The sequence below is a fragment of the Bradyrhizobium sp. ma5 genome (assembly GCF_042258955.1).
In the GTDB taxonomy this organism is placed as follows: domain Bacteria; phylum Pseudomonadota; class Alphaproteobacteria; order Rhizobiales; family Xanthobacteraceae; genus Bradyrhizobium.
Genome location: NZ_CP170156.1, coordinates 8,563,925 through 8,577,440 on the forward strand (window position 1 = coordinate 8,563,925; position 13,516 = coordinate 8,577,440).

Genomic DNA, 13,516 nt, shown 5'->3' on the forward strand with positions numbered 1-13,516 from the left:
GCGTCCACTTCGCTCGAAAACGCTATGGTCAATCGGTAATCACCATCGCCCAGAACCTGCGGTACGGCGACTTCGGATTGTCGACGAAGGCCACACCGACGCGCTTCGCGCCCAGCATCAAGAGATTCTCGCGATGCCCCGCCGAGTTCTCCCACTGCTTCAGCATCTCGGCGAAGGCGATGAAACCGGCGCCGATATTTTCGGCGGCGCGCTGCTTCTTCAGCGGCGCAATGCGGGTGAAGAAGCTGCCGCCCGCGGAGTGGCTGACCGATCCGGTGGCCGACATCGCCTGCGCCTGCTTCAACGCCATCGCGTTCAGCTTCGCGTCGAGCTTCACCGCGGGCATGCCGTTGGCGCGCCGGTACGCACTGATCGAATCGGCATAGTCAGCGGCGTGTGCCGCCGTCGTGATGCCGAGCACGAAGGTGAGCGCGAGGAACAGCAGCTTCATCTGAAGTCTTCTCTGCATTGGATCAGTGCGCGCGACCGCGCTTGTGGTGTCGGTGCGTGACCGGCTCGCGTGCTGCCGTGGCCGATCGGCTCGATGCCGCGGCCGCCGCGCGCTGCTCCTGCAAGCCCGGCGACGGTGTCACGGTCGGCGGCGCAGCGCGGACCGGGACGGTGCTAAGCGCAGCAAGCGTGAGCAGCATGATGCAGGATCGTTTCATGATGTCACCTCCTCGGTTTTCCGAACGCCATGACAGACGATCGTCGGCGCTCACGGTCAGCGGCCATCGCGTATCTGCTCCGGCGTCAGCCCCGGCGACCCTTTGCCGTCTGCCTCCGCCTTCCGGATCAGCGCGATGATGCGGCGCGACAGCGGAGCCTCCAGCCCGCGGCGATCCGCGATCGCGGTGATCACGCCCTGCAGATAGTCGATCTCGGTGCGGCGGCCACGCTGCAGATCCTCCCACATCGAGGAGCGCGCTTCGGGATCGATCTTCATGGTGCGGCCGAGCAGCATGTCGAACAGCGCGTCCGGCAACCGCAACAATGCCGGCATCCAGCTCGAAGGCAGCGGCGTCGGCGACACCGGCACGATCCCTTCGGCGCGAATCGCGACCAAACCCTCGGCCATCTGGTCGGCGAATAATTGTCGCCAGCCGCGCTGCGCGAGCTGCTGCCACAGCGGGATGTTCGACAGCGCGTTGAGCGCGTTGTTGAGATTGACGATCAGCTTGCCCCACTGCACGCCGTCGATGTTGGATGTCGCCTTCATCGCAAGGCCCGGCATCGAGAGCCGTGCCGCGGTGCCGGCATCGTCCTGCGCGATCACGATGTCGCCCGAGGTCGAGCGATGGAAACGGCCGTCGCCGAGCGCAACCACATTGAACGGCACCATGCCGCCGAGCAGCTTGCGGCCCGGCAGGCGGTCGCGCAGCAGCGGCACATTGCCGACGCCGTTCTGCAGGCTGATCACTGCGGCGTCAGTAGCGGCGTGGCGCGCGATCAATTCGGCGATCTCGGCGGTATCGGCGCTCTTCACGGTCACCAGCACCGCCTGGACGTCGCGCAGGATCGACGGATCGTCAGACAGAACGAGCCGGTCCGCGGATACCATCCGCTCCGAGCCGTCGAAACTGCTGACCCGCAAGCCGCTGGCTGCGATCTCCTGGATCAGCCGCGGCCGCGCTAGCAGCGCGACGCGGCGGCCGGACGCAGCCAGCATGCCACCGACGAAGCAACCGATGCTTCCGGCGCCCGCGATGCCGATCGGCCGGTCCGCGTTCATCTGGCTAAACGTCCGTTCATTATGGCTCGATAGCAGACCTTGAGTTGCCTGCCTATTTCCACGCGCCGCAGCCCCAGTGCCCGCCTTGTAACCGTCATGGCCCGAAGCTATGTTTCCGGCTCGGGGCACGGTTGCGGCAGGAGACGATCATGGGTTTACTCGACGTACTCAACGGCATGCAGAACGGCCCCCGCGGTCCAAGCGCGCCAAGCACCCCATCCGACAGCTCAAGCGGTGGCGGCAGCGGAATGTCGCCGATGACGATGGCCATCCTGGCGTTGCTGGCCTGGAAGGCGGTCAAGCATTTTTCCGGCGGCCAGCCGGGCGCGACCGCGCCTCAACCGACGCCGACGCCAGCGCAGGCGCCGTCACTTCCCGGCAACGTCACCGCGAGCCTGCCCGGCGGCGCTGGTGGCGGCGGGCTCGGTGATCTGCTCAAGGGCGGCCTCGGTGGCCTGCTCGCGGGCGGCGCGGCCGGCACCGTGCTCAGCGGCGGCCTCGGCGATCTGCTCAACCAGTTGCAGCAGAAGGGCCACGGCGACGCGGCCAATTCCTGGGTCAGCAACGGCCCCAACAAGCAGATCGCGCCCGGCGATCTCGCCAACGCGCTCGGCGCCGACCAGATCGACTCGCTGGCGTCGCAGAGCGGCATGTCGCGCGACCAATTGCTGCAGGGCCTGAGCCAGTATCTGCCCGACGCGGTCAACCATCTGACGCCGGACGGCCGGCTGCCGAGCGGCGACGAGTTGCACGGCAGGCTTTAGCGGCAGCGTTGATTCCATCTGAGGAGGACGACAGTCATGGGCGGCATCATCTGGGTCATCATCGTCGGCTTTGTCGCGGGGATCATCGCGCGGCTCCTCTCGCCGGGACCGAATAATCCAAGCGGCTTCATTCTCACCACCGTGCTCGGCATAGTCGGCGCGTTTCTCGCGACCTTCATCGGCCAGGCCATCGGCCACTACGGCCCTGAACAGGGCGCCGGCTTCATCACCGCCACGATCGGCGCGCTGGTGGTGCTGTTCATCTGGAACCGGCTGGTCGCGGCGCGCGTGATCCCGGATTTGGGAAACAAGTGACGGCAAAGCCGTCATCCCGGGGCGATGCGTAGCATCGAACCCGGGATCTCGAGATTCCCCGGTGCGCAATTGCGCACCTGAGGTCTGGTGCTAACGCACCATCCCGGAATGACGGGACAACAAGCCGAAGACCGCTTCAACATGAAGATGCCCGGGCACGCCCGGGCATCTTTCGTTTCTGCAATCACTCTCAAGACGTGGATGACTACGTCACTGAATCAGATGCATGCCGGCGTCCATGCGGACGAATTCGCCGGTCATGTTGCTCGACGCCGGGCTTGCTAGGAAGCAGACGAGATTGGCGATATCTTCGGCCGTTGACGCGACCTTCAGCGGCACGCGCGCGACCACGGCATCGCGCACCTGCTTGGCGCCGTCCTCGCCGCGGCCCTTGGTGAACCAGGGCGTATCGATATAGCCCGGGCACACCGTGTTGACACGGATCAACGGCGCCAGCGCGCGCGCCAGCGACTGCGTCATGGTGTTGAGCGCGCCCTTGCTCGCGGCATAGGCGACCGACGAACCGCCGCCGGAAATGCCGGCGATCGAGGAGACGTTCACCACCGCCGACGGACGGCCCGATGCCTTCGCCCCGGCCTCGAGCAGTGCCCGCGCGGCGCGGACCATCTGAAACGGGCCGATGGTGTTGACGGCATAGATGCGCTGGAAATCCTCCGCGGTCAGGCCGTCGAGATCGTGATGCGGCACATGCTTGGTGGTGCCGGCATTGTTGACCAGCACGTCGAGGCGACCCCAGCCCTGCGCGGCAGCCGCGATCTTCTTGCAGTCCTCATCGCGCGAGACGTCGCCCTGCACCACCAGCACCTCGGCGCCCTGCTTGCGGCAGGCTTCCGCGGTCGCTTCGGCTTCCGCCTTGCTGTTGGAATAGTTGATGATGAGGCGCGCGCCCTGCGTGGCGAGGATTTGCGCGGTGGCGGCGCCGAGGCCCGATGCCGATCCCGTCACGATCGCGCACAAACCATCCTTGGACATCTGCATTTTCCTTGTTGTTGTGAGCCAGATGAACTCCGGCGGCGGCATACCATATCGCGCGGGATGTCATCTGCAAACCGCGCCAAAGCCTCAGGCGCAGGTCCTCACGTATATGCGTTCACGCCCTTTTGCAGGCCGGCCCACTGCGCTTCGTCATGGCCGCAGATGATCTTGACGCCGGCGGCCTCCAGCTTGGCGATCTCGTCGAGCGAGTTCAGGAACTGGTCGACATCGAGGCTGTTGCGCGGCGAGGTCCGCTGATCGAGATTGGCGCGCACGCTGAGCGAGTCGGACGCCAGCAGGTATTCGCCGCTGTTGTCGAGCTTGACCAGCGCGCCGGTCGTTCCCTTGGAATGTCCCGGCAGCGGCACCAGTGTCAGTCTGCCGTCACCGAACACATCCATCTGCCGGTCGAAGATCTCCATCTTCAGCGGATGATCCCAGTCCGCCTTGATGTATCCGCGATCGAACGCGTTGTCGGCATTCGCGGCCTCGATCTCGAGCGCATGGACGAAGATCGTCGCCTTCTTGAAGAAGGCATTGCAGCCGCAATGATCGGTGTGCAGGTGGGAGCAGATCACCACGTCGATATCGTCGGGGCCGAGGCCGACCGCCTTCAGGCTCGTCAGCACATGATCGTCCGCCGGCATGATCGGCTGCATGTATTTGGCAAGCGCGCCGAGCCGTCCTTCGGGATCGGTCGCGACATCGGGATGGCATCCGGTGTCGAACAGCACATTGCCCTGCGCGTGCCGCAACAGCACGCAGGCGACCGGCAGATCGATCATCTCGCCGCGCTCAGCATCAGGCAGGTAGGTTCGCCTCGACATCCGCAGACGCCCGCCCGACAGCATATGCATCTTCATCCAAGCCACCTCCGATCCCGGCCTCAAGCTAAGCATGAGTTCATCAGAACTCATATGCTTGTCGCTCGGCCCGGTCACGCCCGGCGCGGGCGTCGTCGGCCCGAACCTGCCGCCGATCGCGGAAGGCGATCGAGTTTCATCTGGCGGACTGAATTGATGTCACCGGCCAATTTGCTCTTGCGCGTGGCATACAAACGGAGGCGGTCGAAAGTTCACAATGCGGAATTCATGCGCCTGATCCGGCTTCATGCCATCCGCGCAAGTGGCCCTGCGGGCAACGCTTGTCACGGCTATGGCTTTTCCGCATCATTGAGCGCAAGACAACATCGCAAGCAGGGCCAGCCGAATGGCGAGCCCAAGCCAATCAACACGAGGAACGCTGTGGCGGAGAGTGAGAACATCGTCGCCGAGACCGCGGAAAAGATTTTCGCCGATCTCGCGGATGCCCAAACCATCAATCACGACAAGCAGGGCGCATGGAAGGCGCCGCTGTGGCAGGCGCTGACCGAAGCCGGCTTGCCGCTGTCCTGGGTGCCCGACGATCTCGGTGGTTCCGGCGCCAGTCTCGCGGAAGGTTTCAGCGTCCTCAACGTCGCCGGGCGGCATGCGATCGCTGTTCCGCTGGCCGAAACAATGCTGGCCGGCTGGCTGCTGACGCAAGGCAAGATCACCTCCCCGGAAGGCGAGATGACCGTTCTGTCGGCAAGCCCGAAGGACCGCATCACTGTTGGCGCCGACGGCTCGCTCTCCGGCCGCGCCCGCGGCGTGCCGTTCGCGAAAGACGCGAAACATTTCGCGGTGCTGGCAACCGGCAATGGCGGCATCTCGATCGCGCTGGTCGATGCCGCGAAGTGCCGGATCGAATCCGGCATTGGACTCGGCGGCGATCACAACGACACCGTCACGCTCGACAAGGTGCAGCCGGTCACGACCAAATCGGCGCCTGATGGTTTTGACCAGACCACGCTGATGCTGATGGGCGGCGTGGTGCGCTCGCTCCAGATCGCTGGCTCCCTGGAATCGATGCTCGACATCTCCGTGCGCTATTCCAACGAGCGCGTCGCGTTCGAGAAGAAGATCTCCAAGTTCCAGGCGGTGCAGCACAACCTCGCCCGCCTCGCCGGCGAGTCCGCCGCGGCGCTGGCCGCCGCGACCTCGGCGGCCGACACCATCGCGAACGCCAAGTCGTTCGACAATGACGCGGTGTTCCTCGAAGCCGCGGCGGCCAAGATTCGCTGTTCGGAAGCGGCCGAGAAAGGCAGCGGCATTGCGCACCAGGTGCACGGCGCGATCGGCTTCACCAACGAGCACATCCTGCACCGCTTCTCGCTGCGCGCGCTGGCGTGGCGCGACGATTTCGGCTCGGAGAGCTACTGGGCGGTCGAGCTCGGCAAGCTCGTCGCCGACCGTGGCGCCGATGAATTGTGGCCTCTGGTGGCTTCGCGCTGAGATCAGGCAGAAAGATCAGGACTGGACATCATGACTGCAGCCCTTCGTTTCGATCCGATCCGCCTGCCGGAAAAGTGCGAGCAACTCCGTAAGGAAGTGCGCGCCTTCCTCGCCGAGGAAATCGCCGCCGGCACCTTCGATCCCTACGCGCCGAACCGCGAGGACAATGACGCGCCGGAATTCTCCCGCCGCGTCGGCGCCAAGGGCTGGCTCGGCATGACCTGGCCGAAGAAATACGGCGGCCAGGAACGCTCGTTCCTCGAACGTTACGTCGTAACCGAGGAGATGCGGGTGGCGAACGCGCCGACCCGGCGCTTCTTCGTCGCCGACCGCCAGAGCGGGCCGGTGCTTTTGAAATACGCGCCCGAGCACATCAAGATGGACATCCTGCCGCGCATCTGCCGCGGCGAAGTCTGCTTCGCGATCGGCATGAGCGAGCCGAACTCAGGCTCCGACCTGTTCGCGGCGAAGACCCGCGCCACCAAGACCGACGGCGGCTATCTGATCAACGGCACCAAGATCTGGACCTCGTCGGCGCATATCGCCGACTACATGATCGCGATCTTCCGGACCTCGCCGCCGACCAAGGAAAATCGCCGCCACGGCCTGACCCAGTTCCTGGTCAAGATGAAGCAGCCGGGCATCCAGGTGAATCCGATCGGCCAGATCACCGGCCAGTTCGAATTCAACGAGGTGGTGTTCACCGATTACTTCGTGCCTGACGATCACGTGCTGGGCGAGGTCGACGGCGCCTGGAAGCAGGCGACGTCCGAGCTCGCCTATGAACGCTCCGGCCCCGAGCGCTTCCTCGAGACCTATTACGTGCTCACCGAACTGGTGCGTGCGGTCGGCAAGAACCCGGACACCCGCAGCGCCGAGGGCATCGGACGGCTGGTCGCGCAAGTTCACACCATGCGCCGCATGTCGGTGTCGGTGGCGGGCATGCTGCAGGCCGGCAAGGAGCCGGTGGTGGAGGCCTCGATCGTCAAGGACATCGGGACGGTGTGGGAGCAGCAGCTGCCGCATCGCGTCCGCGATCTCGCGGCGTTCGTCGAGGAGACCGCGACCAACCGCGAGACGCTGGAAAAGCAGCTCGATTTCGCCATCAAGACCGCACCCAAGCTGACGATCCAGGGCGGCACGACGGAAGTGCTGCGCGGCATCATCGCCCGCGGTTTGGGCTTGCGTTAATTCAACGAGGACAGATCATGACCAAGTATACTGATATCGGCGTCGAGACTCACGGCCATGTCGGCCTGATCGAAATTCGCAAGCCGCCGCTGAATTTCTTCGACGTCGCGCTGATCAACCAGATCGCCGACGCGCTGGAGGAGTTCGACAACAACATCGAGATCCGCGCCTCGGTGCTCGCAGCCCAGGGCAAGGCGTTCTGCGCCGGTGCCAATTTCGGCGACCCGGTCCGCCAGGAGCAGGAGGAGCGCGCCAAGAGCGATCCGGCTTCGAACCTGCCGATCAACCATCTCTACGTTCAGGCGGTACGCATCTTCCGCAACAAGAAGCCGATCGTCGCGGCGATCCATGGCGCCGCGATCGGCGGCGGCCTCGGCCTTGCGGTCTCGGCCGACTTCCGCGTCGCCTGCCCCGAGGCGCGCTTCGCGGCGAATTTCACCAAGCTCGGCTTCCATCCGGGCTTTGGTCTCACCACGACGCTGCCGGAACTGATCGGCAAGAACAACGCGGAGCTGATGTTCTACACGAGCCGCCGCGTCACCGGCGAAGAGGCCTATCGCTGGGGTCTCGCCAACGTGCTGGTGCCGCAGGACCAGGTGCGCGCCGAGGCGATGAAGCTCGCGCAGGAGATCGCCGAATGCTCGCCGCTCGGCCTGGTCTCGACCCGCGCCACCATGCGCGCCGGCCTCGCCGACCGCGTGCTCGCCGCGACCAACCATGAGCTGGAAGAGCAGACCAAGCTGCGCGCGACCGAAGACTTCAAGGAAGGCGTCAAGGCCACCGCCGAGCGCCGCGTCGCGAACTTCAAGGGCCGGTGAGGCCGCAAGCGCTGCTCTATCAATGCGTCGTCCCGGCGAAAGCCGGGACCCATACGCCGCGGCCCGCGGAAGTGGCACAAGCGGCGTTGCTATGCTCCTCCAACCATGTTCGGTGGTTATGGGTCCCGGCCTTCGCCGGGACGACGGTGGAGATGGCTCGCTAAACCCTCGGCACCACCAGCGCATCGACGATCGTCACGCCCTGCCCCTCCGGATGGCATCAGCACGGGATTAACCTCAATCTCGGCGATGCGTGCACACGCGTGATCGTCGGCCAATCCGTTCACACGATCATGAGTGGTATTATATATTCATGCGACTCCTGAGAGATAATTCACATTTGAAGTCCGCTACCGGCCGTACAGTCCGACATTGGGCGCTCCGTATTCATCACAGCATGGAGCAACGCAATGACTGCCAAGCATTCCGTTCCCGTTCGCGGGCTGTCCACAACGGCCAGTTCGCCGCTTTTTCAGGGTCGGTTCGGTCGCATGTTCCGCATGGAGCCGGCGACATTTGGAAAGACCGACACCGACGCGCAGAACGCGCTTGCCAAGCTTGCGAAGGCGATGACTTCGTCCCCCGACGATCCGAAGGACGGACGCGACGACGAGGAGAGCGGGATCCCCGCGCTCTATACGTATTTCGGCCAGTTCATCGACCACGACCTGACATTCGACCCGAACAGCTCACTGCAGAAGCGCAACGATCCGGATGCGTTGACCGACTACCGGACACCTGCATTCGATCTCGACTGCATCTACGGCCGCGGCCCGGACGACCAGCCCTATCTGTATGACGGCAGCAACGGCTTCCTGCTCGGCAACCCCATACATGGCGCCATCGACCCGGATGCCCACGACCTCCCGAGGAACGGAGCGCCGGTGAAACGCGCCCTGATCGGCGATCCGCGCAACGACGAAAACGCGATCGTCTCGCAGTTGCAGGGCCTGTTTCATCGATTTCACAATGCGATGCTGAAGCGGCACCCCGACGCCGAATTCTCCGACCTGCAACGGATCGTGCGACATTACTACCAGTATATCGTGCTGTACGACTTCCTGCCGCGGATCGTCGATCACGGCGTGCTCGACCAGCTCAAGACCGGCGGACGATATGACCAGTCGAAGCTGAGATACTTCCACTGGAAGAACGAGCCCTTCATGCCCGTGGAGTTCTCGGTTGCGGGCTATCGGCTCGGTCATTCGATGATCCGGCCGGGATACCGTTTGAACGACGGCGTCCTGCTTCCGATCTTTCCGAGCGGCCAGAACAAGGAAGGCTTGACCGGCTTCCGCGAGATGAACCCGGCCTGGGCCATCGACTGGGGCCGCTTCATCGACATCGACACGCGCGACTATGACGGCGACGACGCGGCCAAGGCCAAGCGGCTGCAGTTCGCCTATCGCATCGATACTGCGCTGGTCAATCCGCTGGCGAACCTACCACCCGCGGTCGCTTCCAACCCGTCGGTGCTTGCGGAGCGCAACCTGCTGCGTGGCTGGCGGCTGGGCCTGCCGTCCGGCCAGGACATCGCCTACGCGATGGGCGTTCAGCCGCTCAACGACGAGGAGATTCTGATCGGTCAGGGCGTGGACAAGCCCGACACCCCACTGCCGAACATCCTCTCGGTGGATCCGGTCTTCCGCAAGAATTGTCCGTTGTGGACCTACATTCTCGCCGAGGCGATGCATCACGCGGTGAAGGTGAAAATTCCGGTCAAATCGGACGTCGAGGTGACGACGCCGCGGCTCGGGCCGGTCGGCGGGCGGATCGTCGCGGAAGTCTTCGTCGGGCTGATGTTCGGTGACAACAGCTCGATCCTCAACATGAACAAGAACTGGTTTCCCGGATCCGGCCCCAATTTCGCGCTGAAGGACCTCGTCCGGATCGCTCTCGGAAAATAGCTTCGGGGGCCGGGTAAGCCCGTTCGTCATCCTATAGCCGCCGCGTCCCCCTGCGCGGCGGCCTTGATATTTACGTCGTCGACCAAACCGCGACTTCACGGAGCGGCGAACTCCTCCCTTCTCCCCTTGTGTTAGAAGGTGGCGCGCAGCGCAGGATGAGGGGTCTGCATCCGCGGAGACCAGACCCCTCGTGTGCACCGCTCTCTCAACAAGTCGTCCCGGCGAAGGCCGGGACCCATAACCACCGAACTGAGTTGATAGGAGAAGCCGATGCCGCTTGTGCCACTTTCGTCGGCCGCGGCGTATGGGTCCCGGCCTTCGCCGGGACGACACCGAATTATTTCGGCACCACCAGCGCATCGACGATCGTCACGCCCTGCCCCTCCGGGTGCACCAGCACCGGATTGACCTCGATCTCGGCGATCGCGTTGGCATGCTGTGCAGCCAGCACTGAAATCTGCGAGATCAACCGCGCCAGCGCTGTGACATCCGCTTTCGGCGCGCCGCGGAAGCCGTGCAGCAGCGGCGCGGCTTTCAGGCTCTCCAGCATCGCGGTCGCCTCTAGCGGGCTCACCGGCGCCGGACGATAGACCACGTCCTTGAACAGCTCGGTGGTGATGCCGCCGAGCCCCACCATCACCATCGGCCCGAAGGTCGCGTCCGTCATGGTGCCGACGATGATCTCGACGCCCTTCTTGGCCATCGGCCCGACCAGCACGCCTTGGATTTTTGCTTCAGGTCGCTGCTGCTGCACGCTCTCCAGCATGTCGCGATAGGCGGTGAACGCCGCACCCTTGGCGGCGATATTGACGCGGACGCCGCCGACCTCACTCTTGTGCGCGATCGCGGGCGATTGGATCTTCATGACCAGCGGGAAGCCGGCCCGCTCGATCGCCGCGTCGAGCCCGTCGCGGTCGGTCACCAACACCTCATCCGGCAGCGCGATCCCGGCGGCACGCAGCAGCGACTTGCTGTCATGTTCGGACAACGTCTTCGCCGTGAGATGCGCGGAGAGATCGTGCGTCCGCGAGGCTGACGCTGCCATCTCGGGGGCGGGCTTGAAGGCGGCATAATCCGCCAACCGCCGCATCGCGACGCCGACATGGGTCAATCCCGAGAGCACCACCACGCCCGACTTCGCGAGTTCCTGCCGCGCGAATGGCGACGGCAGCGTATAGGAATAGAACACCACCGGCTTGTTCTGCGCCGCGATCAGAGGCTTCAGTTCGGCCTCCTTGAACGGCATCCGCGTCTCGCTCGACAGCGACAGCACGACCAGGGTCGCATCCACTTCATCTGACGCGTCGAACAGCTCGATGCTCTTCTGCAGGCCGCCGGAGGAGACGCCCTGCGCGGTGACGTCGACCGGATTTCCGGCGGCGCCATAGGACGGCATCCATTGCTTGATCTGGCTCTGGATCGCAGTCGACAGCTCCGGCACGCGCAGGCCTTGCATCGACACCGTATCGGCGCCCCAGATGCCGGCACCGCCGGACACCGTCAGCACCGCGACACGGTTGCCTTTCGGCAGCGGATTGGTGGTCAACACGGCCGCAATCGTCACCGCCTCGTCGAGGTCGTTGGAGACGATGAAGCCATATTTGGCGAACACCGCATCATAGGCCGCCGACCAGCCCGCCATGCTTGCGGTGTGCGAGGCTGCCGCGCGTTCGCCGGCGCCGGAGCGGCCGACCTTGGTGACGATCACGGGTTTCTTGAGCTCTGCCGCCCGCTTCGCCGCGGCCAAAAACTTGTCGACGTCCCGGATACCCTCGATGAAGAGCAGGATCACGTCGGTCGCGGGATCCTGCACCATGTAGTCGAGGAACTCGCCGGCGCCGAGATCGCTCTCATTGCCGGCGCTGACGACGTAGCTCAGGGCAACTCCGAGCGCCTTGGCGCGATGATAGATCGCAAAGCCGATGCCGCCGCTCTGCGCGACGATGCCGATCCGCCGCTTGGTCGCGACCAGCGCCGGCGCGTCCGGCTTGACGTCGACGGTCGGGCTGAAGGTCGCGGCGACCTTCTGCACCTGGCTGTAGAATCCTTCGGCGTTCGGGCCGGAGATCCGCATGCCCGTTCGCTTCGCCAGCGCCACAATCGCGTCCTGCATCGCTGCGCTATCGCCGCCCTCCTCGGCAAAGCCGGACGAGATGATGACGGCGTTCCTGACGCCGACGGCTGCGCATTGCTCCAGCGCCAGCAGCACCGCACGCGCGGGAATCACGATGACCGCGAGATCGATCGGCGCGCCGATCTCGGCGATCGACTTGAAGCATCTCAGCCCGTCGATCTCGTCATAGTTCGGATTGATCGGATAGAGCCCACCCGGATAGCCGTTCTTGCGCAGCATGGCGAGCAGCCGCCCGGGAATCTTCTCGTGATCGCGCGAGGCGCCGATCAGCGCGATGCTCTTTGGGGTGAAGAAGGAATCGAGCGGATGCGGCATGGGGGCGTTCCGTTGTTCTTGTTGTAAGCCACGATATTGAATCGCTACAGCCAGCTCAACCGCCCTTCCCGTCATCCTGAGGAGCGCGGAACGCGCGTCTCGAAGGATGAACAGCCACCAGCCGGGCCATGCACCCTTCGAGACGCGCTGCGCGCTCCTCAGGGTGACGGGGAAAGATATTCGCGTAGCCCGGATGGAGCGCAGCGCAATCCGGGGCGGTCCATCCACGGACGGAGTGGCCCCGGATTTCGCTTCGCTGCATCCGGGCTACGAAGTCAGGCCGTCAACTTGAGCGTCACGCCGCAAAGCTGGAACTCATCGCCCTTCACGGCACAGCCTCTGGCTTTCGCGGCATCCAGCACCTTGGCCTTGTCGGCAACCTTGAACGTCAAGCCGCTCATGATCTCGCTCTCGCCCTTGATGAAGCGGAAGGTCGCGTTCGGCAGCTTCACCACAGCGCCATCAGCGGGAATGCCGACGATGCTGCCCCAATGCGCCGCCAACCCCTCGGGCTCGGGGCTCTGCATCTCGACCTCGGTCAGCGCCAAAGTCGTGTCCTTGCGGATCGACTTCTGCCAGTCGGGGCCGGCCGGTGGGTACGGCCCCAGCACATCGTCGCTGCCTTCGGTGTGGTTGAACTCGATGAAGGCGGCGCGGCAGTCGCGCGGGTGCAGTTGCACGCCGTGATAGGGCGCGTGCGTGATCACGTTCGCGGTCCGCACCCCGATCGCATTGGCCTTTGCGCCGCGCGCGTCGGGATCTTCACAGCAGAAGATCGCCATGTAGCCGCCGCGGCCGCCGGTCTTCTCGATGAAGCGTCCGGCCGCGGTGCCTGGCCCCGGCTGGAACGGCGATACCACTTCCAGCAGGATGGTATCGACCGGCAGCAATGCGTTCTCGAGGCCGTATTTCGCGACGTTGCCGTCGCGGTAGCAGACATCGAGGCCCATGATCGCGGAGATATCAGCGATCACGGGCGCAAGCTGTGGTGCCACCAGGCAGATCTGCCGCAGCCGCATATATTCGGCCATG

The 13,516-nt window shown here is 64.6% G+C and carries 13 protein-coding genes; 6 read left to right on the forward strand and 7 right to left on the reverse strand.

The genetic code is table 11. The features are described 5' to 3' along the window. Positions 1-28: 28 nt before the first annotated feature. From ACE103_RS40515 to ACE103_RS40525, 3 genes are read right to left on the reverse strand one after another with little or no spacing between them, the layout of a single operon-like run. Positions 29-451, reverse strand: a complete 423-nt coding sequence (locus ACE103_RS40515; protein ID WP_375777513.1) for a CAP domain-containing protein — start codon at positions 449-451, stop codon at positions 29-31. Positions 452-473: 22 nt separating this feature from the next. Further along, positions 474-668 carry a hypothetical protein gene (locus ACE103_RS40520; RefSeq protein WP_375777514.1) on the reverse strand — a complete coding sequence of 65 codons (195 nt, stop codon included), beginning with the start codon at positions 666-668 and terminating at the stop codon, positions 474-476. 56 nt (positions 669-724) lie between these two features. Then, the gene (locus ACE103_RS40525; protein ID WP_375777515.1) at positions 725-1,732 is read right to left on the reverse strand and encodes a 2-dehydropantoate 2-reductase; all 1,008 of its coding nucleotides are present in this window, start codon (positions 1,730-1,732) and stop codon (positions 725-727) included. A gap of 149 nt (positions 1,733-1,881) precedes the next feature. Between ACE103_RS40525 and ACE103_RS40530 the strand changes: the two genes are divergently transcribed. Beyond that, positions 1,882-2,496 (forward strand): YidB family protein, encoded by a 615-nt coding sequence (locus tag ACE103_RS40530; RefSeq protein ID WP_223972230.1) that lies wholly within the window; start codon positions 1,882-1,884, stop codon positions 2,494-2,496. A 36-nt stretch (positions 2,497-2,532) separates the two neighbouring features. Further along, on the forward strand, positions 2,533-2,811 hold the full coding sequence (locus ACE103_RS40535; protein ID WP_092119939.1) for a GlsB/YeaQ/YmgE family stress response membrane protein: 279 nt from the start codon (positions 2,533-2,535) through the stop codon (positions 2,809-2,811). 210 nt (positions 2,812-3,021) lie between these two features. Here ACE103_RS40535 and ACE103_RS40540 read toward each other — a convergent pair whose 3' ends face one another. Together ACE103_RS40540 and ACE103_RS40545 are read right to left on the reverse strand one after the other, a co-directional pair. Next, on the reverse strand, positions 3,022-3,804 hold the full coding sequence (locus ACE103_RS40540; RefSeq protein ID WP_223972226.1) for an SDR family NAD(P)-dependent oxidoreductase: 783 nt from the start codon (positions 3,802-3,804) through the stop codon (positions 3,022-3,024). Between the two features lie 104 nt (positions 3,805-3,908). Next, on the reverse strand, positions 3,909-4,670 hold the full coding sequence (locus ACE103_RS40545; RefSeq protein ID WP_375777516.1) for an N-acyl homoserine lactonase family protein: 762 nt from the start codon (positions 4,668-4,670) through the stop codon (positions 3,909-3,911). A gap of 381 nt (positions 4,671-5,051) precedes the next feature. Between ACE103_RS40545 and ACE103_RS40550 the strand changes: the two genes are divergently transcribed. From ACE103_RS40550 to ACE103_RS40565, 4 genes are all read left to right on the forward strand, one after another. Beyond that, positions 5,052-6,119 carry an acyl-CoA dehydrogenase family protein gene (locus tag ACE103_RS40550; protein ID WP_375777517.1) on the forward strand — a complete coding sequence of 356 codons (1,068 nt, stop codon included), beginning with the start codon at positions 5,052-5,054 and terminating at the stop codon, positions 6,117-6,119. Positions 6,120-6,149: 30 nt separating this feature from the next. After that, positions 6,150-7,310: an acyl-CoA dehydrogenase family protein gene (locus ACE103_RS40555; RefSeq protein WP_097671039.1), complete on the forward strand. Its 1,161-nt coding sequence runs from the start codon at positions 6,150-6,152 to the stop codon at positions 7,308-7,310. 17 nt (positions 7,311-7,327) lie between these two features. Then, on the forward strand, positions 7,328-8,128 hold the full coding sequence (locus ACE103_RS40560; protein WP_212311886.1) for an enoyl-CoA hydratase/isomerase family protein: 801 nt from the start codon (positions 7,328-7,330) through the stop codon (positions 8,126-8,128). Positions 8,129-8,619: 491 nt separating this feature from the next. Beyond that, positions 8,620-10,035: a heme peroxidase family protein gene (locus tag ACE103_RS40565; RefSeq protein ID WP_375777518.1), complete on the forward strand. Its 1,416-nt coding sequence runs from the start codon at positions 8,620-8,622 to the stop codon at positions 10,033-10,035. 337 nt (positions 10,036-10,372) lie between these two features. On the opposite strand, the gene ACE103_RS40570 is transcribed toward ACE103_RS40565, so the two are convergent. Together ACE103_RS40570 and ACE103_RS40575 are read right to left on the reverse strand one after the other, a co-directional pair. Continuing rightward, positions 10,373-12,484, reverse strand: a complete 2,112-nt coding sequence (locus ACE103_RS40570) for an acetate--CoA ligase family protein (protein ID WP_375777519.1) — start codon at positions 12,482-12,484, stop codon at positions 10,373-10,375. Between the two features lie 275 nt (positions 12,485-12,759). Beyond that, positions 12,760-13,515, reverse strand: a complete 756-nt coding sequence (locus ACE103_RS40575; RefSeq protein ID WP_375777520.1) for a hypothetical protein — start codon at positions 13,513-13,515, stop codon at positions 12,760-12,762. Between the last annotated feature and the right edge of the window lies 1 nt (position 13,516).